The organism is Emergencia sp., assembly GCF_048465375.1.
In the GTDB taxonomy this organism is placed as follows: Bacteria; Bacillota; Clostridia; order Peptostreptococcales; family Anaerovoracaceae; genus Senimuribacter.
In genome coordinates this window covers 191,423-216,612 of the sequence record NZ_DBFWLQ010000011.1, presented here as the reverse complement: position 1 = coordinate 216,612, position 25,190 = coordinate 191,423, and the positions used below count along the sequence as shown (strand labels likewise).

Genomic DNA, 25,190 nt, shown 5'->3' with positions numbered 1-25,190 from the left:
GGATGGAAAAAAGAAGAGATATTGACGCAATTCCAGGTGAAAAATGGTTCCCTAAGGAATCATCCATCATCGACGATATGAAGGATCTGTGGGGAGACTTTGGCGTATGCTCCGAAGTGGACCCGCTGAAGGCGGTATTGATGCGCAGACCGGGAAAAGAAATTGAGAATTTTGACTGGCAGGCAGCCAGGTTCAAGGCAGACATCGATCCTGCGCGCTTTCGAGCACAGCACGATGCCCTGGCGGATATTTATCGAGCCCACGGTGTCAGGGTTCACTACATCGAGGAACAGCGGGAGGACAAGCCCAACGCCCTGTTCTGCAGAGACTTAGTTTTGATGACGCCAGAGGGAGCCATCGTGACCAGACCGGCCATGGAGGCGCGCCGCGGAGAGGAGCGCTATGCGGCAAAGGCGCTGGCGGACTTGGGTGTTCCCATCATCCGCACCATCTGCGGCGATGCAACTTTTGAGGGTGCCATGGTCATGTGGGTCGACCGCAGAACTGCAATTCTGGCCTCCGGGGTCAGAACCAACCGCAGCGGATACGAGATGGTCGAGTACGAGCTTCGCCGCATGGGGGTGACCGAGATTCTGCACATGCAGGTACCTTACGGCCACGCCCATATCGACGGCAACCTCAACTTTGCCAGCCACGATGTAGCGATGATACACGCATCTCAGGTACCTTACGACGTGTGTGATGCCTTGAAGAAAAAGGGAATCAAGCTGCTGGAATGCCCATCGCAGACGGAGGCGAAGCAGTCCTTTGCTATCAACTTCGTAGCTCTCGCGCCGGGTCAGATCGTCATGCCGGCCGGCAATCCGCGTAGTCAGGCGCTGCTGGAACAAAATGGAATCGAGGTTATACCAGTAGAATTCGATGAAGTGATGAAAGGATTCGGTGCTATTCACTGCTGCACCGCATTCCTAAAGAGAGGATAAGGTGGAAACTATGGATTTTGGTATATTATCAATACTGCCGCCATTGCTTGCAATCGTACTTGCATTTATAACAAAGAACGTTTTATTATCGCTGATAGCGGCGGTATTTGTTGGCGCGACTATGATTGCAGGTAATCCCATTGTTGGATTTGTAGATATCTTCGGCAATTATATGATACCGAAAATTGCAGACCCGTGGAATGCAGGCGTCATCGCCATGACTTTGTTTGTCGGTTGCTTTTCAGTCATGCTGGAACGAGGCGGCGGAGCCTGGGCTTTTGGACAGGCGGTCAAAGATAAGATTACGACGAGAAAACAGGGGCAGATCGCAGGCTGGATTGGAGGATTGATGATTTTCTTCAGTGACTCATCCAACTCCGTTATCGTAGGACCAATTTTGCGGGCCGTTACGGACAGGCTGAAGATTTCCAGAGAGAAGCTGGCCTATATCTGTGATTCGACGGCATCTTCGGTGCCTTTGCTTCTGCCGATCACTGGCTGGGGCGCATTGGTTATGGGAATTTATAAAGAAAGCCTGCCTGCGGGTACGAACCTGGTGGATGTGTTTGTTAAATCCGTTCCTTTTAATCTGTATACCATAACCATTATTTTGATGGTTCTCGTCATTGCAGTGACGGGTTGGGATTTTGGACCGATGAGAAAGGCAGAAATCAGAGCGCGGAAGCTGGGAAAACTAGTTGCAGATGACGCTCACATTAAGAAATCAGAAACATTTCAGTTGAAAGAAGGGGCGCATCCTACAGCCTGGGGTTTGATTGTTCCTCTGATTGTCCTTATTGGAAGCCTCTTCGCCACCATGTACTACACTGGACCGAAAGGCGAGGGCTTCATGAACACGATCACTAACAGCGATACCATGCTTAGTTTGACGGTAGCCTTTTTCTCTGCAGCACTGGTTGGCGTATTGATTGCCATGAAGAACAAAGTCCTCACCTTCAAAGAGAGTTATCAAGTCTTTATTGATGGATTTCAACAAATGATCGAAGCAATCTTGATTTTGATCTTTGCATGGTGCATCGGGGGTGTGACTTCTGATGTTGGAGCAGCAGACTACATAGTAGAGGCAACGCGAGGGTTTATGACACCAGGCATCATGTTTATCTCCTTGTTTGTGACTGCATGTATCACTTCTTTTGCAACAGGTTCCAGCTGGGGTTCTTTCGCCATCTTCCTGCCGATTGCTATTCCGTTGGCACTGGCGAATGATGTTTCAATCTATCCGGCAATTGGAGCAAGTCTTGCGGGAAGTCTGTTCGGCGACCATTGCTCACCGATCAGTGATTCGACGATTCTGGCATCCCTGGGAGCATCCTGTGATCACCTCGCCCATGTGAAAACGCAACTGCCTTATGCGGTGTTAGCAGCTTTAGCTTCCATCGTCGGTTTTGTCACAGCAGCAATCACCATGAACGGCTTTATATCCCTGGCGGTAAGCATTGTCTGCATGATCGCTTTCCTGTATGTCATGAACAAAGTGGATCGGAAGAGACATCCGGAAAACGAGATGGCGGAATAATCCTCGAATCGCACTAAAGAGAGTGTTATCATCTTTAATATAATTAAAAAAGGGCGCTCATAGCAATGGGCTGAGAGGGGGCTGATACTGCCCCGACCTAAACCTGATTTGGATAATGCCAACGTAGGGAAATATTTGCAGAATCAAAACTGTCAATACGCCTATAGAGCTATTGGCAGTTTTGTTGTGCAGGATTTTGCAGATCCATTGATCCCAGGTAGCATACCTACGAAACAGATTATGGTGAACTGGTACACTCTAAATCCGAACAGATACTGTTCAGTTCACTTTATGCATATGGTGCCCATTTTCATTATGAAGAGTGATTCTTATATGCCATCTGGAGATGGGGTCATATTTACCCCCGATTTCACTATTTTTCTTCCTGATGGGAGAATGATTCTTTGGGAACATGTCGGGAGTCTCTCCGATAACGACTATTGTTTGCGAAGCACTAAAAAGCTGAATATTTTCCAACTGAATGGGTTGGTGTTGGGAACGACGCTAATTCTGACAATGGATGATAATAAAGGGACTTCAGCAGCGGTATCGTCAACAAGATTATCAAAGAATAAATTCTGCCGCATTATGAAGGAATTGATCTAGAACAAGAAAACATCGTTGCAGGCATAGGGCAGCGGCAATAGTCATTATGCTCGGAATAATGTTTGGTTTTATTCCGAATAATGTTGCATTTATTCCGAATAAAGGGTATACTAAAGAAAAAAGGAGGCGGGTCATGAAGAAGATGATGAGCTGCCAAGAGGCAGCATGGCGCTGGGGGATTTCTGACCGCAGGGTATCCAAGCTTTGCGCAGAGGGACGTATTCCAGACGCATATAAAGAAGGCAGAAGATGGCTGCTGCCGGAGAACACCCCAAAGCCATCGGATCAGCGCATCAAGAATGCCCTCTATGTGAAGGAACCTACACTGGCTTACAGGGCCAAACGGCCGCTGCCTATCGGCGTGTCCAGTTACCGCGAGGCCACGATGAATTACTATTACATCGATAAGACCTTGATGATTAAAGATCTGCTAGACGAGATTCCAAAGATATCCCTGTTTACTCGGCCGCGCCGCTTTGGCAAGACATTGAACATGGATATGCTGCGCGTGTTTTTTGAAGATACAGGGGAAGACACTTCTTTCTATTTCAGGGACAAGGCAATCTGGCAGTGTGGAGAGAAATATCGACGCCATCAGGGCAAATATCCGGTGATTTTTTTCACATTCAAGGACATCAAGTTTGCTACCTGGGAGGAATCCCTTGAGATTATCGGACTGCTTTTTCAAGAGGAGTTTGGCAGGCATATGGAGCTTCTCGAGAGCAGCCGCTGCAGCGACTTTGAAAAAGCGTATTTTCAGAGGGTTTTGTCTCTCAAAGCAAGTAGTGCAGAACTAACCAAGGCGCTGTCCAAGCTGTCCAAGATGCTGGATGCCCATTACGGTGTCGCGCCGATCCTGATTATAGACGAATACGATACGCCGATACAGCAGGGTCATGTGAGGGGATATTACGATCAGGTGGTGACCTTTATGCGAAACTTCTTCTCAGATGGTCTCAAGGATAATACGCATATTTCCTACGCCTTCCTGACCGGTATATTGCGCGTGGCAAAGGAGAGTATTTTCAGCGGTCTTAATAATCTTAACGTGAACTCCATCCTAGAGGAACGATATGGAGCATACTTCGGTTTTACGCCGGAAGAAGTCAGGGAAATGTGCAGATATTACGGCGTGCCGGAGAAATACGAAGAAGTCTGTGACTGGTACGATGGCTATCGCTTTGGAAACAGCGACATCTTTAACCCATGGTCCGTGATTAACTACTTCAATCGAAAATGTGAGCCGCAGGCATTCTGGCTTTCCACCAGCAGCAACGACATCATTGGAGAAGTGCTACAGGCGGCTACGCCGGAGATTCGCGCCAAGCTGGCTGATTTGATGCTGGACAGAACGATTTTGACCCCTGTGGACATCGGCATCATCTATCCGCAAATCAAGAAGAATCCGGCTTCTGTCTATAGCTTTTTATTGATGACCGGATATCTGAAAATCGTAACAAAAGAACAGCAGTACAATGGCTCCTATCTGTACCATGTTGCCCTTCCTAACAAAGAGATCAAGCTCGCATACAGCAAAGAGATCCTCGCGGAAATGGAGGAGATTGTGTCATACGGTACAGTCTCTGCCATACAGGAGGCGCTTTATATGGGAAACGGCAGCCGACTGCAGGAAGAACTGTCACAGTTTTTGATGCGGACTGTGAGCTTTTACGATACGGCAACCGAGAGTTTCTATCACGGTCTCCTCTTGGGTCTGTTTGCAGTGCTGGCAGGATATTATGCGATCAGCTCTAACCGGGAATCAGGGACAGGCCGCTATGACATCCAGTTGATGCCGCGGAACGAAGGGATGCCGGGAATCCTCATAGAACTGAAAACGGCACCTAAGGGGAGCAGTGAAGCGCAGCTCCAAAGGCTGGCAGCAGAGGCCATCGGCCAAATTAAAAGCTGCAGTTATGAGACAGAACTGCAGCGGCAGGGAGTAGATCAAATTATCAGGTACGGCGCAGCCTTTTGCGGCAAGCAGGTACAGATTGCCGCCGAAGTGTCCTGAAACGGTTTACACCAGCCCGTTATTTACCAAAAACCTGGCAGCGTTAACCTCGTCTTTTAGGATACGGCGCGCATATTTTGATAAAAAGATGCTGTCACTGCTTTTGGCGCGCAGACTATCTGCAATGAACAGGGTTACCGTTCTGCGATTGGCAATTTTGAGGATTTCCTTGATTTTACCTAAGGAGGCAAGAGATTTTAAAGAGGCCAGGGACAAGTCGATATCTAGATCCATATCATCATTGGCCTCATTGACTGCCTGGTTCAGCGCCTGGAGGAATCGATCCTTTCGATATAAAATCAATGGATCTAATTCAAAAATCTTTGCTGCTTCATCAGCCTGTTTTAAGGTGCGCTTATCGAATTCGTTCTTTGCGAAAGTGTAATAGCCGCCATCAAAGACATCAAAAGTTTTCATGGTATCCAGATAGCCGATGCGAAGAATTCTCTTTGTGTTTGCGTGATCAAAGACGAGAAAATCTCCCAGATCCCACTTGCTTTTGATGAAGGTCAGGTTTGGAACTTCTTCCAGTTCCTCCGGCTTGAAACGTCCGATGGCATCTAAGTAGACAGCGATGACTTCTGTAGCGCCTTTTTCTAAAGCCATGGGAACAGGCAGATTATCCTCATAACCGCCGTCGATAAAATCTTTTCCATCGATTTGGTGGGTGTGGACTGCTGGAAAGGCGGATGCGCTGGCGGTAATATAGTCGTAGAGCTTACCCTTTGGAATATCCTCTTTCCAGACATAGTAAGGCTTCATGGCAGGAAATTCGACTGTCAGAAGTCCGTATTCAATTGGAGATTTGCGAATCACTTCTTCGTCAATATACTCTCTCATCATCTTCTGCATGCCCGTCGAACCAGCGCCGCGGTTGACAACGAATTCTTTGGCAAAGTCCTGGATTTGAGCGTCAGCATCTACATCAAAGATCATGTCTGTTGCCATTTCCCGCCAAAGATTTGCTGTTTTCACCACATCGCCCTGAACGACCATGGCGCCATTGATGGCGCCGACTGAAACACCGACGACAATATCTATCCTTATGCCCAGTTCTTCCAAGGCCTGCCATACTCCACACTGGTATGCCCCGCGAGAACCTCCCCCGCTTAAAACTAATGCAACTTTTCTTTTATTCATATACACAATCCCCCTTAATTTATGGTATACTATGATATTATACCATGTGCATTCCTTTGAGAAATATAATCGAAGCACATGATTCAATGAACGCTTCTTTGCAGCAAAGCTGTAAGATAGTTGCGTTCATTATACCACGACAATTCCATTGAAAATAAAATCGAATGTCGTGATTCAATGGTTTCTACCTTGCGATAAAGTCGAAAGATTTTGAAACCATTATACCATGTGCATTCCTTTGAGAAACATAATCGAAGCACATGATTCAATGAACGCTTCTTTGCAGCAAAGCTGTAAGATAGTTGCGTTTATTATACCCTGAAAGGGAGGTAAATGACAAGATGGATGAAAGATTAAAAAAAGTAATTGATGAAAGCGAAAACATCGTTTTCTTTGGCGGCGCAGGTGTATCTACGGAAAGCAATATACCCGATTTTCGCTCTGAAAGCGGGTTATACCACGCACAGCAGAAATATGGACACTCACCAGAAACTATGCTGTCACACACATTTTATAAGAATAACACAGAGTTGTTTTTCAAATATTATAAAGAGAATCTCATTTATCCAGAGGCAGAGCCAAATGACGCACATAAAGCCCTGGCCAAGCTGGAGGAAATGGGAAAGCTGAAGGCAGTTATCACACAGAATATCGATGGTCTACATCAAAAAGCTGGCAGCAAAAAGGTGTACGAGCTGCACGGCAGCGTACTTCGCAATTACTGTGAGAGATGCGGCAAGTATTTCGAAGCAGAGTACATCATGGACGAATCCCATTGCAAAGACGGCATTCCCCACTGCGAATGCGGCGGTATCATTAAGCCGGACGTAGTCCTCTACGAAGAAATGCTTAACGAGGATTGCATTCAAGGAGCGGTAGATGCCATATCAAAAGCGGACACCATGATTATCGGCGGGACTTCTCTGGTAGTGTATCCAGCGGCAGGTCTGATTAATTACTTCCAGGGCAAAAATTTGGTACTCATCAATAAGACACAGACGCCTTATGATAGCAGAGCCAGCTTAGTCATCTATGATTCCATCGGAAAGGTTATGAGATTAGAATGAATATTTTAGTAGTAAATGATGATGGCATTAAAGCGCCGGGAATTCAGGCGCTGGTCCGTGCTTTGTCAAAGGCGGCAGATGTTTATGTCTGTGCGCCTGACGGGCAGCGGAGCGCCAAAAGTCACTCCGTCACACTGGGGCAGCCGGTGACAATAGAGGCAGTGGATTTTCCCTATGCAAAAGAGGCCTATCAGACTAGTGGATCTCCCGCAGACTGCACCAAAATAGGACTGCAGTTTTTCGAAGAAGCTGGTGTCAAAATCGATATGGTTTATTCGGGAATTAATATGGGAAGCAACCTGGGACGGGATACGTTGTATTCCGGAACGGTGGGAGCAGCTGCAGAAGCGGCCCTCAGCGGATATCACGCAGTAGCGGTTTCTGCGGATGACCATCAGGCGACCCACTTTGATGTAGCGGGTCAACTGGCAGTAGACGTCATAGAGAAGGTCTATGGAAAAGTCGATCCTCATACTGTGATCAGTATCAATGTGCCAAATCTTCCGCGAGAAGAAATCAAAGGCGTCAAATTTGTACGTTTGGGACAGCGATATTACGATGATAAATTTCACCTGGTTGAAGATAATAAATATAAATTATCTGGGCAGCCTGCTGACTTCAAAGATGAGGCGGAGGAGTTTGATGTCACGGCAGTGGCTAACGACTATGCGACGATTACGCCGCTGCAATTTGATTTCACGGATTATGAAAATTTAGAAACAGTAAAGAAATGGGGCTTTAATATATGAATATTTTCAAACATTGTTTTGAAGAGTTGACAGAAAAAGACGCAGAAGTGCTGAAAGAATATTTTCACGGCTTTGATTATCGCGGAGCGGGTTATACCTTCCTGGCCAATTATATTTGGCGGAATACCCACTGCTTGTGCTGGGAAATCATCGGCGACTATCTTTGTATGGCGGGAGCAGATTGCATGATTGGCGATCCCAATGCCATCATCTCTATGCCGCTGACGAAAAATGGCGTTTATGAGCCAGAAAAACTGCGGGAAACCATTTTGGAAGCAAAACGCAGATTTGATGACAGAAAAATCAAATTTCTTATTGAATTAATACCAGGACATATGGTACAATTCTTGGAAAGCGCTTTTCCCGGCGAGATGAAATTCGAACATGATCGGGATTCTGACGAGTACGTTTATCTCAAGGATAAGATGATTACCCTTGGCGGCAGAGCGTTGCATAAGAAGAAAAACCATTTGAACTATTTCTTGAAAACCTACCAGTACGAGACGAAACCACTTACCCGAGAGATGACGGAAGAAGTCATAGACTTTGTCGTGCAGATGCGAGACGGCAGGGATTATAATGAGGATGAGATGGAGAGTCTTCGCATGGAAGAGGAAGCTATTCGTGAAATCATGAAATTCGTGGACAGAAGCGATGTATATTCGACTGCGATTTTGATTGATGGGAAACTACAGGCCTTTGGCATCGGAGAAAGATTGAGCCAGGATACGGCAGTAGAACACTTTGAAAAGGCAAATGATGATTTTAGAGGACTATATCAGGCTATTTGCAGCGAATTCTGCAAAAATCTGCCAGAAGAAATCGTCTATTTGAACCGAGAAGAGGACATGGGACTGGAAAATTTGAGGCATGCCAAAGAAGCGCTCAAGCCAGATCACATGGAAGAAAAATATTCGGGTTGCTTTTTGTAAGGGGATATAGTAGAATAAGTATGTGAAGAATTTAACAAATATATCAATATTATCAATTAGCCAAAAATGGCTTGTTTAATAAAGGAGGTACATATAAATGAAAGAGGTAGTAATCGTAGGCGCAGCCAGAACACCAATCGGAAGCTTTGGTGGATCACTGAAAAACGTTCCAGCAAGAACTTTAGGAGCAGTCGCTATTAAAGCTGCAGTAGAAAGAGCTGGAATCAAACCAGAGATGGTTGACGAAGTAATCATGGGCTGCGTCCTGCAGGGTGGATTAGGCCAGAACGTTTCAAGACAGATGTCTCTTGATGCTGGTATTCCTATCGAAGTTCCAACAATGACAATCAATAAGGTTTGTGGTTCCGGTCTGAGAGCCGTTGAACTGGCTGCACAGATCATCAAAGCTGGCGATGCAGATGTTGTCGTTGCTGGTGGTGCAGAGAACATGTCGATGGCTGGATATGCTGTTCCTTCCGCTAGATGGGGTGCAAGAATGAACAACACGCAGATGGTTGACATGATGGTTAACGATGGACTTTGGGAAGCATTCAACAACTACCACATGGGTATGACTGCTGAAAACATCGTTGAACAGTGGGGACTGACCAGAGAAGAATTAGACGAGTTTGCTCTTGCTTCACAGCAGAAGGCTGAAGCGGCAATCAAAGCTGGCAAATTCAAAGATGAAATCGTTCCAGTTGAAATTCCACAGAGAAAAGGCGATCCAATCGTATTTGATACAGACGAACACCCTAAGTTTGGTTCAACAATCGAAAAGCTTGCGAAACTGAAACCTGCTTTCAAGAGAGACGGCGGAATTGTTACTGCTGCTAACGCTTCTGGTATCAACGATTCCGGTGCTGCTCTTGTCGTAATGTCCAAAGAAAAGGCTGACGAATTAGGATTAAAGCCTCTTTGCTCAATCAAGGGATATGCATCAGCAGGTGTTGACCCTAAGATCATGGGTATCGGACCAGTACCTTCTTCAAAGAAAGCATTAGAAAAAGCAGGACTGAAGATTGAAGATATGGACTTAATCGAAGCGAATGAAGCTTTCGCAGCACAGTCTGTAGCAGTAGGTAAGGATCTTGGCATCAATCCAGAAAAGCTCAACGTAAACGGTGGAGCAATCGCTCTTGGACACCCTATCGGAGCTTCCGGAGCTAGAATTCTCATCACTCTGATTTATGAGATGCAGAAGAGAGCAGATGCAAAATACGGCCTGGCTACATTATGTATCGGCGGCGGTATGGGAACTGCTATGGTTGTTGAAAAATAAGACCAATTTTAAAACGAGTGCATAGGAGCGATCGTCTCCTGCACTCGTTTTTTAAATTCATAGGAAATTGCTCGACAGAAATTATTTTCTTTTTTTCTTATCCATACGTCGATGCATCAAAAATGATTTTGGATCAGCGCTTTTGTCATCATGATTTTTGCAGTGCTCTACCTTATGGCGAAGCATGCCTTTCTCTCTGCTCCATTTTTCGAAGTCGGCCATGGACAGTGGCTTTGAAAAAAAGTACCCCTGTATGACGTCGCAGCATGTATTGCGGAGAAAGTCGATCTGTTCCTGGGTTTCGATTCCTTCCGCTACAGTTTGGATTCCCAGGTTTTTTGCCATTTGAAAGAGACTGCTGATGATTTTCTGCGATTTGACATTGCTGATATCTTTAAAGAATTCCCGGTCCAGTTTAATCGTATCCACATCAAACTCTTTAAGTAATCCCAGTGAGGAATAGCCCATACCAAAATCGTCCAGAGCACAGAGAAATCCATTCTTGTTCAACTCTTTGATGGCAGCGGTCGCAAGAACTCTCTTGTTCTGGTCAAAGAAAGTGGATTCCGTCAACTCCATTTCAATAATCCAGTCGGGTACCTGATATTTTTCTTTTAGTTTCACAAAGTCTTTCAAAAAGTTCAAGTCTCTAAAATGGGCTCTTGACAAATTGACTGAAATAGGAAGCAGTTCTCGTCCCGCTTCTCGCCAATGCTTTATCATCATGCAGACTTCTTCAAAGATATACAGATCCAGCCTGCAGATATTGCCGTTCTCTTCAAAGAGAGGGATGAAGTCTGACGGAAGGATGATGCCATGGAGCGGGTGTATCCAGCGGACCAGGGACTCGCCGCCGCAAGGAGTCTCGCCAGCCAGTTTCACCTTAGGCTGTATATACACTTGAAAATCATGATTCTCTAGAGACTTTTCAAAGAGTGTATTAAGCTCTTGGGCTCTTTTTAACTGCTCTATCATCTTTGGCGTATAGAATGCGCAGGTCCCTTCGTGGTTATAGGACTTACAAGCCATGAGCGCCCGGTCCAGCACGATGTTTACGTCCAGGCTGGGTTCGTCAATTAGATAAACGCCGGACAGTATGGTAAAATGATATTGCATATCGCTGTTATAGTTAAAAGAATTAATGGCGTCTGTGATAGCTTCTAAACGCTTTTCTATGCTCTCTCTGCAATTTTCCTGAAAACAGACGAAGAATTGATCGGCATTTCCTCTCGCTGTAAATTCACTCGGCTGCATCTGAGAAATCAGGACCTTGTGAATGTATCTTAAGGTATCGTCGCCTGCAGATATGCCGTAGCTTTCATTGATTACTTTAAAAGCCTTCACATTTAGTAACACCGCGGCATAAGTGTTCGGCTTCATTCTCATTGCCAGCTTTTGATAGCGAATTTTAAAGGCCGTTCCGTTCATCCCGCCGGTCACAGGATCTTTAAATGCGATTTCTTCCAGTTTTCGCTGATTGTTCCTGTAGAAACGGAACAACATGACGAAGAGAATTGCGAAGATAATGATGATCGCTCCTATGATTAGGAACGCATTAAGGATATAGGCGTCTGCTTCGTGATAAATCAAATCCGCCGGAACTAAAGTCAATAAAATCCAGCCATTGATGCCAAGGGGATAATAGGACATAATCAGTTGCTGTTCATCCACAGCCGTGAATTGAAAGGCGCCGGGCTGCTGTTTTTCCATGTCTTTCTGCATTTCAACGATAAGTTGCTTTGTTTGTCGCTCCTCATCAGACTGAAAGAGGTTATCAATCTGCAGAAAAGGCTTCAGATCGGTAGGCGAAATGACGACGGTGCCGCTTTGGTTGATGATGCAGGTCAAGCCTTTACCTCCATAACTCTGTGGCTGAATATGCTCTTGCATCTGTTCTCTGCTGCAGATGCCGACCAGGATCCGGCTGTTCTTGCTAACGGGTTTGATTGGTGCCGCAAAAACCAGGTTGTGCTCCTCGTCATAACTGACGATGGTTTTGCCATCAAAGGCCTTTTTGATGGCAGACTCTTCGTCAACATCGTCTTTATCGATGATAGTAAGTGAATCGAAAGTTTGATTTTTCGTCTGCTTTTGCAGCGTCTCTCTTATAACCGTCTGCTCCGTTACATCTGAAAGCGAGTCCGCTAGTAATTCCAGATACCTTTTGTCAGCGTTTAACTGAGTGTAAATATCATCTGCCAGCTGTGACGATACATCGCAGACATAAGCTTCGGTATTGTCAGATAGTGTTTTTTTCAGTTCTGATATATTCCAGCCCATAATAGCAAGCATAAGAATTAACAGGAATGACATCATCCATGCAGACAGGCTTTTGCAAATGGATTTTTGCTGATACGATAAAATATGATTCTGTATTTTCATAATATTTGCTACTCCTTAGATCTATAGAAATGATAGCATTTTATCGCAATACGGACAATAACCAATCTGTGTACGTATGCATATAGCTTGCGTTTATTCCTCTGGATTTGGTATAATAAATGCATTGATTATAACGGCGTTGCCGAAAGGAGGCGTTCATTGAATCATGACGTACGAATCTATATTCAAAGGAATCGTCATGGTATAATGTTTAAAAGTCCAGATTTGTGAGGTGATGATTGCAATAAGAAAGAAACAAACCCTATTTGATTATGTATATCAAAATCTGCGGGAGCAAATTATTACGGGGCGTCTACAGTACGGCGTCAAACTTCCCTCCATGACCTGCCTCTGCGACTTCTATCACGTTGGAATACGTACGGTGAAAGACGTTTTACGTACCTTGAAGGAAGAGGGTTATATCAAAACAGAGGAACGGAAAGCAGCCGTGGTCATCTACAGACAACAAAAGACGGATGAGGCCATTCGGTCCGTCTTGACGAAGAAGAAAGTGATTCTTGAGGTCTATCAGACTTTGACTACTTTGATGCCGTGGATTTTCGCTTTCTCCGCCCAGTTTTGTGATAAGGCAAAATTGAAGCTGATCTTGGAAAATATAGAGCAACTGCGAGACAAAGAGAAGAAAATGCCAGGTGTGAGTTTTCTCAATCCCCTTTACGAATTGCTGGACCGTTCTAATAATCTTCTCTTTCGAGATTTGTTTGCTAATTTGGAAATCTATGCGAGAATGCCGTTTTTTCAGCGTTATTCTCGGTACTTAGAATTGATAACCGTGCACAATCAGTTTCGGGATGTTTCCTGGGTTTTGGAATCCTTGATGCTGGAAAACCAGGAGGAGGTGGTTTCGCGTTTTCGCCTAATGTTTCAGACCGTGGAGGATGCAATACGCGACCACTTAGAAGAAATGTCTCGAGAGTTTGGCGAAATCGAGGAGACGGAAGAGGCTTTCTTTCAATGGAAGGCAGAAACCGGGAGAGATCATTATTATATGCAGATTACTCGTGACCTGATTGATAAAATCAGCGTTGGTATATATAAGGAAGGTTCTTTTCTGCCTTCTGAGGCAGAACTGGCCAGCCAGTATCAAGTCTGCATATCGACGATCCGCAATGCACTTTCTGTGCTCAACGAACTGGGCTTTGGGAAAACGCTCAATGCTAAAGGGACCATGGTCCTTCTTCAAACCGATGCAGACGCCTTTCGATGCATGAAGAATAAAACCTACAAAAAGGATACACTGATGTACCTCAGCGGGCTGCAACTGATGGCGATTGCAATTAGGCCTGCCGCCAGGCAAGCCTTTGACCATATCAGTATAGAAACAGCAAAGGATTTGAGAGAAAAAGTGAGGGAAAGTCATGGAATTCCCCTGGGCTGCATCGTGACGTGCGTTATAGATCACCAGTCGTTGTCGCCGCTCAAGACGATTTTAGAAGAGACGGCAAAGTTCTTGAACTGGGGATATTACTTTTCCTTTTTCAGTAAAGGGCCGGAAAGTGAAGCGCTTCTTGCAGAATTAAGCGAGAAAGCAGTCGACTATCTGATCAAAGGAGAGGCAGATTCCTTTGCGGACATCTTGTCCCATAGCTATTGTCATATATTGGATTTAGTAAGAGACTTTTTAGCAGAATGTGGCCTGCCAGAAGCTGGCAAAATTTTAACGCCGCAGATTCAGTTCTACAAAATTTAATAAATAAATTAGTGAAAGCCTTGTAGCTGTTATAGCAAATGCTACAGGGCTTTTTTAGTTATCAGAGAATTAAAAATTATGTTGTCATACAACAAATACGACTTGACAACAAGAACAAACGGTGGCATAATGATAAAAAAATAACTATTGAATTGAACGAAAACAGAGAGCAGAGATATCAGACAAGAGGTAAGCAGATGAAACATGCGATTACGGTAGATTTTGGCAGCACCTTTACTAAAATTGTTGTGATAGATTTAGAAGAGAGAGAAATATTACTGAGCGACAGGGTTCCTTCCAGTGTGGGAACGGATGCGGCGATTGGCTTAAACCGTTGTTTCCAGTTGGCAGAGTCCGTAATCGGTCATGAAGCATTTGAAAAAGCAGTAAAATTAGCTTCGTCCAGTGCAGCTGGCGGTCTGCGGATGTCTGTGATCGGTCTGACTGATTCGCTGAGTACCCTGGCCGGAAAATCAGCAGCCCTTGGCGCTGGTGGAAAAATCATTGCGAATTACAGCGGCCTTATGACGGAAGAGAAGGTGAAAGACCTCGAAGCGAGTAAAACAGAGATTGTCCTCCTATGCGGTGGTTATGAACGAGGCAACACCTCAATGGTATGGAAAAATACACAGATGCTGGCACATTCAAGAATACAGGTGCCGATCATCTATTCTGGCAATTCTGCTCTCTGCAAAGATGTCCGAAAGACTTTGACAGCACATGGAAAACAATGTTTCACTGTAGAAAATATCATTCCTGGGGTTGGGATGCTCAACGTAGAACCGACCCAGGATGTCATCAGAAATTTGTTCTTAGAACGCATCACTGACATGAAAGGATTTCGGGACGTAAAAAGAGAGTTTGACAATCAATTTATTCCCACGCCTGTGGCGGTTTTGACGGCAGGAGAATTGTTAAACAAAGGGACGGACAGCTGTCAGGGTTTAGGACCGTTGATGATTGTAGATGTAGGCGGTGCGACTACAGATGTTTATTCTTTCAACGAAAACAAAAGTCACGAAGGCGCAAAGCTGGCAGGTCTTGAAGAACCTTTTGGAAAACGGACGGTGGAGGGTGATTTGGGCATGAGGGAAACTTGTTGCGGCGTGATGAAAGAGAATGATATAGATGCCGTAATCAGTGTGCTGGCAATTACAGAAGATCAGCTTTGGGAATCCGTTAACAATCGAACGCTGAATATAGAGTATCTGCCGGACAATGAATTAGAAAAACGCATAGACGATATGATTGCAAAAGCAGCGATATATGCAGCAAGCAGGCGGCATACAGGAAAAGTGATGCCTTCCTACAACAAGTCGTGTCAGAATATTCAGGTAGGAAAGAATCTCACAGAGGTATCAAAGGTCATCGGTACAGGTGGAATTTTGGTACATCATCATAATCCTTCAGAATTGCTGAAGGCAGTAGAGAGAGATTGTGCAGACAGGGGCGTTTTGCTGCCTGAGACGATTGAACCATATTTGGACACAGAATATGTTCTATTTGCAGCAGGTCTGCTGAAAGAAATAGATGAAAATGCAGCAATTGAAATAATGATGAAAAGCATAAGACGATGTTAGTCAATGCAGGAGGTTAACATGGAATTGAAGTTTAAGTGGAAGTTTAATATTAAAGACTTGCCTGACATGGGTACGTTAAATCATGAGATTGATGGGATTGCAAAGAATGTGACCATCGGCAGGACTCTGTTCATGGAAAAGTTCGGTGTCTCTTCCGAACGGGAATACAAAGAAAGAATGATGAAAGAGAAGAAGGTCATGAAGCACTCGGCCGTCGGTCTGAATTCGTGGCAGGCGCAGGAAGAAGGGCTGAAAAAGATTTATGACGAACTGACGGAATCAGGTTCTTATATCGATCGTTATGGTGCCTGCCTGGACTGGGTCATGGGCGTGCCTGAAGAACACCGCAGCAAGATACAGCCGGGATCAGGACTGATTCTGAAAAACGAAGATGAATGGGCTCGTCTCGGTCAGGTGGTACCTGTTCAGCCTCATTTGGGCGACCACATCATCGGCTCACTGAACTCACTGCAAAATACGATGCTGGGGCTGAATGCCGGTGTTACGACCATTGGAAATATCTCACATTACTATACATACGAGTATCCCGGTTTAGATATGGAGGAGTATCGAACCATAGATATGGTGAAGGCAATCGGTCTGATGGCAAGATTAAGCGGACAGGGAACAATCATTCACTCCAACCTTGATGACGGTTTTGGCGCACAGTTTCACGACTTGGCCAATCTGGTGGGATATGCAAAGTTGGAAAGATACATCTGTGAAGATCTCTTAGGCGCAAGGGTCGGACATTGCTTCGGCAATCTGTTTAACGACCCTATGATCAGAATCATCTTTAACAGTGCGATGGGCAAGATCAATACTTACCATACTCCTGGTTCGATGATCTATGGGAATACCATCGATTTCTCTTACAATATGCCGAAGAATTATGGTGCGGTAACTTCCTACGCTATGGCGGATGCAATCGGCCAGATGATCTGTCCAAGCGGCCATGCCATTACGCCGATTCCTGTGACAGAAGCCATCAGAGTGCCAGCGATAGACGAAATTATCGACGCCCACAATACTGTAGATATGGCCATTGAATCAGCAAAATACTATAAGGATTACGTCGACGTGCAGAAAGTGGAAGCGGAGGCAGATATTCTTGTCGCTTGCGGCAACATCTTCTTTGAGAGAGTCCTCAATGGATTGGACGAGCAGAACGTCGATATTACCCATCCAGGTGAGGTGCTGGCAGCCCTCAAGGCCATCGGCGTTACACAGCTGGAAACCTGCTTTGGCGTAGGCAGGAAAGATGCAGAAGCTATGAGAGGCAGAATTCCTGTCAGACCGACATCTATTGTAAAGGAAATTGACCGGCAGCAGACCAGTATCATTAACGGGATCGATGGTTTGGATAAACAGCCGTTAAAAGACATCAATGTTATCGTCGCAGCGACAGATGTTCACGAATTCGGCAAAGAGATCAGCAAAACAGTGCTGCAGAAAGCTGGAGCAGAGGTCTTTGATCTCGGCACTAACGTGGCAATTGCAGAACTGGGTGACACGGTCATTGAGACAGAAAGCCGCGCAGTATTGATTAGCACGTATAACGGAATTGCCTATAGCTTTGGGGAAGAACTGGTCAAGAAGTTCAAGGAGCTCGGCATCGACATACCTATCGTCATGGGCGGCAGATTAAATGAACCGATGGAAGGCAGTGATCTTCCTGTTGATGTTACAGACCGATTGGCAGCTATGGGAATCAATGTCGATAACGACATCGATAAAATTGTTGATTATTTAGTTAGAGTTTTAGGTCTTTAACTGATTAATTATAATAGGGGACGGGTTTAGACGTATCAACTATATTTTAATGCCTCGATGGTAAGAGGCAGAGAGGAGTGAATTATGTCAGGAATTACAATCGCACTGCTGCTGATTTATGCGGTAGTGTTTGGCGGGGGAAGTGTTCTTCTTATTTTACAATCCATGAGAAAGAAAAAAAGCCCTGCAGGAGGTGAGCAAAAAGCCGTGAAGAATCAAGACGGTTTTGGATCCCGGTTAGGATTTATCTTGTCTACGGTCGGTTTAGCTGTCGGTGTTGGAGCGATGTGGAGATTCCCGATGATGTGTGCTCAGTGGGGAGGAGGCGCTTTTGTACTGGCCTTCGTGGTAATCTGTGTTGTCATCGTAATCCCCGCCGGATGGGCTGAAATCTCTTTCGGCAGAAAGTTTAAGAAGGGACCGGTCGGCGCGCTCAATGCAGTCGCTGGCAAAACTGGTAAAGGCCTTGGCTACATCATGGGCGGCACCTCATTAGGTTTATTTGCATATTATCCCGCAATAATGGCAATTATTCTATGTTATATTTTTAAATCCTTTGGCGGAATCGACTATGCACAGAATGCACAGGCAGTCTATGACGCCACTAACGACAATCGGCCGATTATCTATATCCTGGTTGTGGCAGTGATTCTTCTGGTGGCATTCGTCAGTTTACGAGGTATTCAGAAGGGAATTGAGAAGATCTGTAAGATTCTCCTTCCTCTGCTGTTCCTCATTTTGATTGCGATTACGATTCGTATCTGTCTGATTCCGGGGATTGCAGAAGGCATTGAATTCTACATCAAACCTGACTGGGCGCAATTGGCGAATCCGCAGATGTGGGCGGCAGCTGCCGGAATGGCTCTCTTTGCAGTAGGGCTTGGTCCTGCATGCCTGTTGGCATATGGCAGATATGTTGATGATGATATGGATATTGCTACGGATTTCATAACGGTAAATGTCGTTCAGCTGACCATCTGCCTGATTTCTGGTTTTGTCGTCATACCTGCAGTAGTAGCTTTTGGGCTAGATCCATTTATCGGAAAAGGATTGCTGTTTGTTTCGTTACCGACCGTATTTGCAACAATTCCAGGCGGCAGCATCTTCCTGATCCTGTTCTTTGTCGCTTTGATGTTTGCCGGAATTTCATCATCGCTGAATCAAGTAGAGATTCCTGTTCAGGCGCTGATGGATGAGGAAGGCTTTGGCATGAGCAGAAAGAAAGCGGTATTGACCTGCGTTATCATCGCGGTACTGATTGCAATTCCATGTGTTTGGAATGACGCTTTCTTCGCCGTATTCGATAATGTCATCGGTAATATCATGTACACCTTTGACGCAGCAGCATTGGCCATCGTATTAGCTTGGAAGGTCGGGGCGAGAACCGTCAGGGAAGAATGGTATCTTCCGACATCGGCTGTCAAATGGGGCAGACCAATCGACTACATGTATAAATATGTCGCGGTTATCTGCCTAGTATACTTCACTATTACAGCGGTAATATCATTGTTCTAAAAAGCTTACTGGAGCTGATATACGAGGATTGCTGTATATCAGCTCCTTCTGATTAAAGAGAGAGGAGAATGTTATGAGATTTTCAGGAAAAGTTGTCATTATTACAGGCTCGGGTGCTGGTATTGGCCAGGCGGCGGCAGTTGCCTTTGCTAGGGAAGGTGCCAAAGTCGTGGTGAATTCTGTCAAGGAAAAAAGTGGAGAAGAAACCCTGGCTCTCATTGAAAAACTAGGAGGAGAAGGCATTTATGTGCAGGGAGACGTTTCGAAACCGGAAGATGTGAAGAAAATTGTCGCAGCCACCATTGACCGCTTTGGCACAGTTGATGTTTTGGTAAATGTTGCAGGGATCGTCATTGCAGGACGCGCGGATAACACCAGAGAAGAGGACTGGGATAAAATGATGAACGTCAATGCGAAAGGCACGTTTATGATGATTCGCGAGGTTTTGCCATGTATGCTGGAAAAACATCATGGTTCCATCGTCAATATCGCATCAATTGCGGCGCAAAAAGGACTGAAGGACCGTTTTGCTTACTCCGCATCGAAAGGCGCAGTTCTTTCTATGAGCCATTCCCTTGCGGCGGAATATGTGGATCAAGGGATTCGATGCAATGTGGTATGTCCAGGAACTATTTTAACACCGTCCCTGCAGTATCGCATCGATCACGCGGAAAATCCTGAAGCTATGAAAGCTAACTTCTTTGCCCGCCAGCCGATTGGACGTTTAGGCAAGCCAGAAGAAGTAGCAGAGGCAATTCTCTTTGCCGCTGACGATGCAGCGGGTTTTATGACTTCTGCTGTGGTCTCCATCAACGGAGGCATGATTATTTAGAGGCGCGGGTTACAGGGAAACGCGGACATAGGTTTTGTCAGATAATGCGCATGGCAAAGGCAAGAAAATCAGGTCCTAAGTAAAGCCGGCGCTGTTACAGCTTAAATTTTACTATTTGGAGCCTGTTTGCAAAAAATGAGTATAAAAAATTCCCGTAAATTCCATCAGTTATCGTAAAAATAGGTTAAAAACAGCATAAAATTGCTCAAATCTCGATTGAATTTACATTTACTTCCAAAAAATTATACTCAATTTTTTAAAATAGCGTCATTTTAGTAAAAGTTGTATTTGCAGGCTGACTTCATCAGCTTCCATGCGTTTGCCGTGGGACAATGCGTGGTTCCACTTTATTTATAGCTTGCTGTATGGTATAATGAACGTACAATCCTCTCAACTTCGTTGCAAGGAAACGTTCATTGAATCATGACGTTCGATTCTATATTCAAAGGAATCGTCATGGTATAATAGTTCCAGAATCAAAGGGCGTTGCCTTTTTGTCCCAAGCTTGCTTGGCTAGGCAGAACGGACAGCGGCGTGAGTTATGCGAGCGTAGGAATATTGCGAAACAATATGCTGCCGAGAGGCAGGAACTATTGAATCATAGAATTTTATTGAAAGATGGAGAATCACATGGAGAACGACAAGCTATTAGATAAACTGGTAATCAATGAGATTAAAACACAATCTGACTACCTAGCTGATAAAATAAAGAATATGATTGTATCACGGGAGTTTCATGACGGGTTTGTTTTTCCCAATGAAAATGAATTCTGTAAAAAACTGAATGTAAGCCGCAGTACGCTGCGAGAGGCGTATAAGATTCTGGATACCCAAGGCTTTATACACAGGACAAAGCACGGTACTTATGTAAAGTGCAGGGATGACATTGCCAAGCAGGGAGACTTTGCAGCCAGTTTGGAATTGGCAGACAACCATGAAATGGTGGAGTTCGTCTGTGCTTTGGAACCCGAAGCAGTATTTCTCGCTGCCCAGAAGGTGGACGAAGAGGGTCTGGCAAAATTGGAAGAGGTCATGATTGCCTGTGAAAAGGCAATGGATAACTCAAAGGATCTGGTGGAGATGAATTATCAGTTCCACGCCTGCATCAGAGAATTGGCAAAGAACAACCTGATTACCAGTGCTCTGACCGCATATTATGATATTTTCAATCATCAGATCATTGAGGATATCTATGCTGTCAGTACAGATACGGTGGACTTTAAGAGAAATTCTCTGGTACAGCATAGAGAACTGTTCGAAGCGCTGAAGAATCACGAAGCCGAAAAAGCAAAGAGCCTGGCATACAATCATCTGCTGGACTCCATGAAATTCCAGTTGAAAATGAGTGGAAAATAGAAGGTTACAGACTATGCAAAAAACGTCTGCTTCTGTAAACAAAGTCAAATAAACAAATGAAAAACCGCGCCTGGGGACTGGCTGAAGTCTCAGGGGCGGTTTTTCGCATCTTCAACTAAAAACTGATCTTATACGCTTTTCTGAATGGTTCTTTCAATAATATTGTCCTGTATTTCTGTGCTGAGATCAACGAAGTATGCAGAATATCCTGCTACACGAACCAGGATGTGTCTGTAGTTATCCGGATCCTTTTGTGCTGCGCGCAAGGTCTCATCATCGACGACATTGATCTGGATGTGATAACCGTTCTGCGCAAAGTGAGCGCGGAATACGGTTTCGATGATGTCGATGCCCTTTTCACCGGCGACGATAGCAGGGTCGAAACGCTGATTCAATAACAGTCCGCTTTGCGGCACCAGTTCGTCGCAGGCGCCTAAGGAGTTGACCACGGCTGTTGGACCGTTGATATCACAGCCCAGGGAAGGTGACGCGTTGTCTGCCAGAGCTGTGCCTGCCAATCTTCCATCAGGAGTGGCTCCAATCAGCTTGCCCAGTTCGATGTTGTATGCTTGGGTAGCGACCAGGGTAGTATATGGACCGCCGTGGGCATCGTGATACTGCTGGAATGACTCGTCGATGAATCCGATCAGCCATCCCGCATATTTGTCAACTTCCTCGATGTCATTGCCGAACTTCGGCGCTTTGTTGATCAAAAGCTGACGCAGATCTTCTCTGCCTGCAAAGTTTGTATCCAGCAAGTCGATGAGTTCGCCCATGGACAAGTAATGTTTTTTAAATACACATTCGTCGATGGCCGCTAAGGAGTCGACAATATTAGCAATACCGGAGATGGCGATAGCCGAATAATGATGATTGGATCCCTTTTGCTGTAACAGCTTGCCTTTCTCAATGCAGCCCACGGAGAAACAGGAACCGGTTAAAGTCGGCAGTGCGTAGGCGTGTGCAGCCAGAGTCCGGTTGCACAAGGTGACGAATTCCTTTAGGAAGTAGTTATGCTGCGCCGCATAGGCGTTCATGACGTCTTCTATGCAAGTAAAATCTCTCGGATCACCAGTTACAGGCCCCAGTTGTGCCTTAGTCACAGGGTCATAGCCATTGTGCAGTGCGATTTCAAAAATTTTGATCGGGTTGAAATATCCCGGATTGCTCTGGAAGTCCGTCTTTCCTAAAACGTGAGGTTCGATGCAGCCGCAGATTCCCCAGTTTCGCGCTTCCTTTAAGGTGAATCCCAGACCGAGAAGGTAGGTGATTGCTGTGGTGTCGTTATAGAACGCCGGGTGGCTGCCACCTTCTCTCGCCACGTCGATGGCCAGGCGGAAGGTCTCCTCATCAATATTCGGGTGCCAGCGGAAAGAAATGCAGGGCTCATCGGTCTGCAAGTCTTTCATGCTGCGCAGGAATACGCGCGTCAGTTCATTGCAGCCGTCTTTGCCATTTGGCAGTACGCCGCCCAACATGATATGCATCCACAGCGGGCAGCCAGGATCGGCAATAGATTCCTTCTCCGTTCTGATGTTCCAAAGCTCACAGATCTTGAGTTTGAATTCGAGAATGATATCTTTGAAGTATTCTTCACTGGCGCCATCGGCGGATTCCTTTTCAAAGAAAGAATACATATACTGGTCGTATCGCCCCAGAGTGTGGTCGCCGCCAGCTACTTCCAGAACCTGGGATAAGTGGTTGAACCATACCAGTTGATTTGCCTGTAGGAAAGTCTTTGGCGCGAATTCCGGAACGACTCTGCAGTTTTCCGCCATGGTCAGCAGTTCCGTTTTTCTAGTCTCATCAGTGCACTGTGCCGCCATTTTCTCTGCCATATCTGCGTAGCGATGGGCAAAGCTGATGATAGCTTCCATAGTGATAATCATAGCCTGCCATGCGATTCTCTGTTCCATATCGTAGACATCGTCTACACTGTGTGCCGTCAGCTTTTCCTTGCACTGGTCGATGTAGTAGCGATAACCGTGCTTCACCAGATCCTCGTAATTCGGTGAATGGTTCATAGTGGACTGATTGGAAATGCCGTGGGTGCAGATTCCGACGTCGATCATTTTTCTCGTCAGATCTTCTGTCTGTGCCCTGGCGAAATCCCCAAAAGCATGACCTTTCCAGATTTTAGCGATTTCCCGCAGTTCATCTTTTTCGCCGGGAAGGAAATCCAGGCGGTCTGAAGGACGAGTATCCAGGGTTTCCAAGTCGTCATATAACCAGGCAGTCACATCGGGGTAGAGAGGGACGGCCTGCCAACGGGAACCTAGATGGCCTGCCAGCTGCTCACCATCGGGATCGATGAAGATCTCTTTGTTCTCCAGAAAATACTCAAACGCCTGCGCTCTGCGCAGGATATAGTTTTCCATGGAGGGCTGGCTGTAAAATTCGGTCATCAGCCTGGCGCGGTCCAGGCAGATGGTCGGCTGGGTGTTGCGCACTCTGGCGCTCATTTCCGCGATTCTCTCTGACATCATATCAAAATCTCCTTTTTATTTTTTTTAGTATAAAAACACTGCTTGCCAAATGGTTGTAGAATTCGGCCTGACAGCTTCACCAACTGAACGATCTGTTCCTCGGCAGGGGGCGTTACGTCATTCAACACATAAGGTCTGCCCAAAGACGCATACTTTCCGCTGCCCAGATTGTGATAGGGAAGCAGCTCGTACTCTTTGACGGCGGCAAAGTCCTTGATCAGAGAAGCGATGCCTGCGATATTCTCCACAGCGTCATTGTATCCCGGTACGATCGGTGTTCGCACAGTAATGGGGATTCCATGCTCTGAAATCGCCTCCAGGTTGCTGATGATGATCTCGTTTCCGAAACCAGTTAGCTGCTGATGAACTGCCGAATCAATGTGTTTAAGATCAAAGAATATGTGATCTATATAAGGAAGAGCCGTTTTGAAGGCCTCATAATCGCCAAAGCCACAGGTCTCTATCGCAGTGTTGATCCTGAACCGTCTGCATTTCTCTGCAATCGCGGTCAGAAATTCCGGTTGGGTCAGAGGTTCGCCGCCGGAAAAGGTCACGCCGCCGCCATATAATTCGTAGTAAAGGCGATCCTTGTAGATCTCTTCGAAAACGGCATCCACATCCATCTCCCTGCCCACTAGCTCTTTGGATTCGGCATAGCAGACATCCACACATCTGAGACAGTTTTTGCATTGACTGCGGTCGATGACAAAATCACCGTCAACCAGAGAAATCGCTGCCTCTGGGCAGACTCTTTGGCATGCGCCGCAGTGGATGCACTTTCTGGGGATTTCCATGATCTCTTCCTCATAAGACTGGGATTCCGGATTGGCGCACCAGAGGCAGTGCAGGGGGCAGCCCTTGAGAAAGACCAGCGTGCGCAGCCCGTCGCCGTCATGGATGGAACATTTCTGTATGTTGAATATCAAAATCGTTCTCCTTTCGTTCCTCATCATTTGGGTCACAGATAAATACAGCAAGAACCATGCCATGGTGAGAATGCCTGATTTTACTCAATCTTTTCGAAGAATTGACAGAATGTGTATTAGAAACGAAACAATTGCTGAATAAAGTGTCTCAGATAAAAGACACTGACTGAACTTGCAAAGCAAAAAAAGACATGATGTAGAATAATATAAGGAAATTATATGTAAGAAGATTACTTTGAAGAGAGGATTCGGTATGCATGTCTAAAATATGAGACGGATTTACGAATGAAATCTCAAATATGATACACAAAAGCACTTGATTCTTAATAAGGCTTCACGTTGTGTCGCATTTTTCAGT

General features: G+C 45.5%; 17 protein-coding genes and 1 riboswitch. Of the genes, 13 read left to right on the top strand and 4 right to left on the bottom strand.

Features of this window, described 5'->3' with window-relative positions; translation table 11 throughout:
- The first annotated feature begins 2 nt into the window (after positions 1–2).
- The 3 genes from ACMQ5W_RS10075 to ACMQ5W_RS10065 all read left to right on the top strand — a co-directional run bounded on the left by ACMQ5W_RS10075 (position 3) and on the right by ACMQ5W_RS10065 (position 5,101).
- A complete protein-coding gene (locus ACMQ5W_RS10075) occupies positions 3–944 on the top strand; it encodes a dimethylarginine dimethylaminohydrolase family protein (protein ID WP_419025075.1) in 942 nt (313 codons plus the stop codon).
- A gap of 10 nt (positions 945–954) precedes the next feature.
- A complete protein-coding gene (locus tag ACMQ5W_RS10070) occupies positions 955–2,481 on the top strand; it encodes a Na+/H+ antiporter NhaC family protein (RefSeq protein ID WP_419025074.1) in 1,527 nt (508 codons plus the stop codon).
- 39 nt (positions 2,482–2,520) lie between these two features.
- Positions 2,521–2,630, top strand: a riboswitch (TPP riboswitch).
- A gap of 590 nt (positions 2,631–3,220) precedes the next feature.
- Positions 3,221–5,101 (top strand): AAA family ATPase, encoded by a 1,881-nt coding sequence (locus tag ACMQ5W_RS10065; RefSeq protein WP_419025073.1) that lies wholly within the window; start codon positions 3,221–3,223, stop codon positions 5,099–5,101.
- A gap of 6 nt (positions 5,102–5,107) precedes the next feature.
- On the opposite strand, the gene ACMQ5W_RS10060 is transcribed toward ACMQ5W_RS10065, so the two are convergent.
- Positions 5,108–6,241, bottom strand: coding sequence for a patatin-like phospholipase family protein (locus ACMQ5W_RS10060; protein ID WP_419025072.1), 1,134 nt, complete (start codon positions 6,239–6,241; stop codon positions 5,108–5,110).
- Between the two features lie 341 nt (positions 6,242–6,582).
- Here ACMQ5W_RS10060 and ACMQ5W_RS10055 point away from each other — a divergent pair, with 341 nt between their 5' ends.
- The 4 genes from ACMQ5W_RS10055 to ACMQ5W_RS10040 all read left to right on the top strand — a co-directional run bounded on the left by ACMQ5W_RS10055 (position 6,583) and on the right by ACMQ5W_RS10040 (position 10,271).
- Positions 6,583–7,308, top strand: a complete 726-nt coding sequence (locus ACMQ5W_RS10055) for an NAD-dependent protein deacylase (RefSeq protein WP_419025071.1) — start codon at positions 6,583–6,585, stop codon at positions 7,306–7,308.
- Positions 7,305–8,057: a 5'/3'-nucleotidase SurE gene (surE, locus tag ACMQ5W_RS10050; RefSeq protein WP_419025070.1), complete on the top strand. Its 753-nt coding sequence runs from the start codon at positions 7,305–7,307 to the stop codon at positions 8,055–8,057. Before ACMQ5W_RS10055 ends, surE begins: the two co-directional genes overlap by 4 nt.
- Positions 8,054–8,989 (top strand): DUF2156 domain-containing protein, encoded by a 936-nt coding sequence (locus tag ACMQ5W_RS10045; protein ID WP_419025069.1) that lies wholly within the window; start codon positions 8,054–8,056, stop codon positions 8,987–8,989. Before surE ends, ACMQ5W_RS10045 begins: the two co-directional genes overlap by 4 nt.
- A gap of 97 nt (positions 8,990–9,086) precedes the next feature.
- On the top strand, positions 9,087–10,271 hold the full coding sequence (locus ACMQ5W_RS10040) for an acetyl-CoA C-acetyltransferase (RefSeq protein WP_419025068.1): 1,185 nt from the start codon (positions 9,087–9,089) through the stop codon (positions 10,269–10,271).
- 81 nt (positions 10,272–10,352) lie between these two features.
- Here ACMQ5W_RS10040 and ACMQ5W_RS10035 read toward each other — a convergent pair whose 3' ends face one another.
- Positions 10,353–12,653, bottom strand: coding sequence for an EAL domain-containing protein (locus tag ACMQ5W_RS10035; protein WP_419025067.1), 2,301 nt, complete (start codon positions 12,651–12,653; stop codon positions 10,353–10,355).
- Positions 12,654–12,888: 235 nt separating this feature from the next.
- On the opposite strand from ACMQ5W_RS10035, the gene ACMQ5W_RS10030 reads away from it, so the two are divergent.
- The 6 genes from ACMQ5W_RS10030 (at position 12,889) to ACMQ5W_RS10005 (ending at position 21,420) form a co-directional block, all read left to right on the top strand.
- Entirely contained in the window at positions 12,889–14,364 is a 1,476-nt protein-coding gene (locus tag ACMQ5W_RS10030) for a GntR family transcriptional regulator (RefSeq protein ID WP_419025066.1), read from the top strand.
- A 197-nt stretch (positions 14,365–14,561) separates the two neighbouring features.
- Positions 14,562–15,944: a glutamate mutase L gene (locus ACMQ5W_RS10025; RefSeq protein ID WP_419025065.1), complete on the top strand. Its 1,383-nt coding sequence runs from the start codon at positions 14,562–14,564 to the stop codon at positions 15,942–15,944.
- Positions 15,945–15,962: 18 nt separating this feature from the next.
- On the top strand, positions 15,963–17,717 hold the full coding sequence (locus ACMQ5W_RS10020) for a cobalamin B12-binding domain-containing protein (RefSeq protein WP_419025064.1): 1,755 nt from the start codon (positions 15,963–15,965) through the stop codon (positions 17,715–17,717).
- 84 nt (positions 17,718–17,801) lie between these two features.
- Positions 17,802–19,232: a sodium-dependent transporter gene (locus tag ACMQ5W_RS10015; protein WP_419025063.1), complete on the top strand. Its 1,431-nt coding sequence runs from the start codon at positions 17,802–17,804 to the stop codon at positions 19,230–19,232.
- 73 nt (positions 19,233–19,305) lie between these two features.
- Entirely contained in the window at positions 19,306–20,064 is a 759-nt protein-coding gene (locus ACMQ5W_RS10010) for an SDR family NAD(P)-dependent oxidoreductase (RefSeq protein ID WP_419025062.1), read from the top strand.
- Positions 20,065–20,694: 630 nt separating this feature from the next.
- Positions 20,695–21,420 carry a FadR/GntR family transcriptional regulator gene (locus tag ACMQ5W_RS10005; RefSeq protein WP_419025061.1) on the top strand — a complete coding sequence of 242 codons (726 nt, stop codon included), beginning with the start codon at positions 20,695–20,697 and terminating at the stop codon, positions 21,418–21,420.
- A 128-nt stretch (positions 21,421–21,548) separates the two neighbouring features.
- Here ACMQ5W_RS10005 and ACMQ5W_RS10000 read toward each other — a convergent pair whose 3' ends face one another.
- Together ACMQ5W_RS10000 and ACMQ5W_RS09995 are read right to left on the bottom strand one after the other, a co-directional pair.
- Complete coding sequence (locus ACMQ5W_RS10000) at positions 21,549–23,906, bottom strand: glycyl radical protein (protein WP_419025060.1); 2,358 nt, start codon at positions 23,904–23,906, stop codon at positions 21,549–21,551.
- Positions 23,903–24,832 carry a glycyl-radical enzyme activating protein gene (locus ACMQ5W_RS09995; protein WP_419025059.1) on the bottom strand — a complete coding sequence of 310 codons (930 nt, stop codon included), beginning with the start codon at positions 24,830–24,832 and terminating at the stop codon, positions 23,903–23,905. Before ACMQ5W_RS09995 ends, ACMQ5W_RS10000 begins: the two co-directional genes overlap by 4 nt.
- Positions 24,833–25,190: the final 358 nt, after the last annotated feature.

Coding starts and splice junctions, on each gene's coding strand:
- ACMQ5W_RS10075 (WP_419025075.1), top strand. CDS start 3: ATGGAAAAAAGAAGAGATATTGACGCAATTCCAGGTGAAAAATGGTTC.
- ACMQ5W_RS10070 (WP_419025074.1), top strand. CDS start 955: ATGGATTTTGGTATATTATCAATACTGCCGCCATTGCTTGCAATCGTA.
- ACMQ5W_RS10065 (WP_419025073.1), top strand. CDS start 3,221: ATGAAGAAGATGATGAGCTGCCAAGAGGCAGCATGGCGCTGGGGGATT.
- ACMQ5W_RS10060 (WP_419025072.1), bottom strand. CDS start 6,241: ATGAATAAAAGAAAAGTTGCATTAGTTTTAAGCGGGGGAGGTTCTCGC.
- ACMQ5W_RS10055 (WP_419025071.1), top strand. CDS start 6,583: ATGGATGAAAGATTAAAAAAAGTAATTGATGAAAGCGAAAACATCGTT.
- surE (WP_419025070.1), top strand. CDS start 7,305: ATGAATATTTTAGTAGTAAATGATGATGGCATTAAAGCGCCGGGAATT.
- ACMQ5W_RS10045 (WP_419025069.1), top strand. CDS start 8,054: ATGAATATTTTCAAACATTGTTTTGAAGAGTTGACAGAAAAAGACGCA.
- ACMQ5W_RS10040 (WP_419025068.1), top strand. CDS start 9,087: ATGAAAGAGGTAGTAATCGTAGGCGCAGCCAGAACACCAATCGGAAGC.
- ACMQ5W_RS10035 (WP_419025067.1), bottom strand. CDS start 12,653: ATGAAAATACAGAATCATATTTTATCGTATCAGCAAAAATCCATTTGC.
- ACMQ5W_RS10030 (WP_419025066.1), top strand. CDS start 12,889: ATGATTGCAATAAGAAAGAAACAAACCCTATTTGATTATGTATATCAA.
- ACMQ5W_RS10025 (WP_419025065.1), top strand. CDS start 14,562: ATGAAACATGCGATTACGGTAGATTTTGGCAGCACCTTTACTAAAATT.
- ACMQ5W_RS10020 (WP_419025064.1), top strand. CDS start 15,963: ATGGAATTGAAGTTTAAGTGGAAGTTTAATATTAAAGACTTGCCTGAC.
- ACMQ5W_RS10015 (WP_419025063.1), top strand. CDS start 17,802: ATGTCAGGAATTACAATCGCACTGCTGCTGATTTATGCGGTAGTGTTT.
- ACMQ5W_RS10010 (WP_419025062.1), top strand. CDS start 19,306: ATGAGATTTTCAGGAAAAGTTGTCATTATTACAGGCTCGGGTGCTGGT.
- ACMQ5W_RS10005 (WP_419025061.1), top strand. CDS start 20,695: ATGGAGAACGACAAGCTATTAGATAAACTGGTAATCAATGAGATTAAA.
- ACMQ5W_RS10000 (WP_419025060.1), bottom strand. CDS start 23,906: ATGATGTCAGAGAGAATCGCGGAAATGAGCGCCAGAGTGCGCAACACC.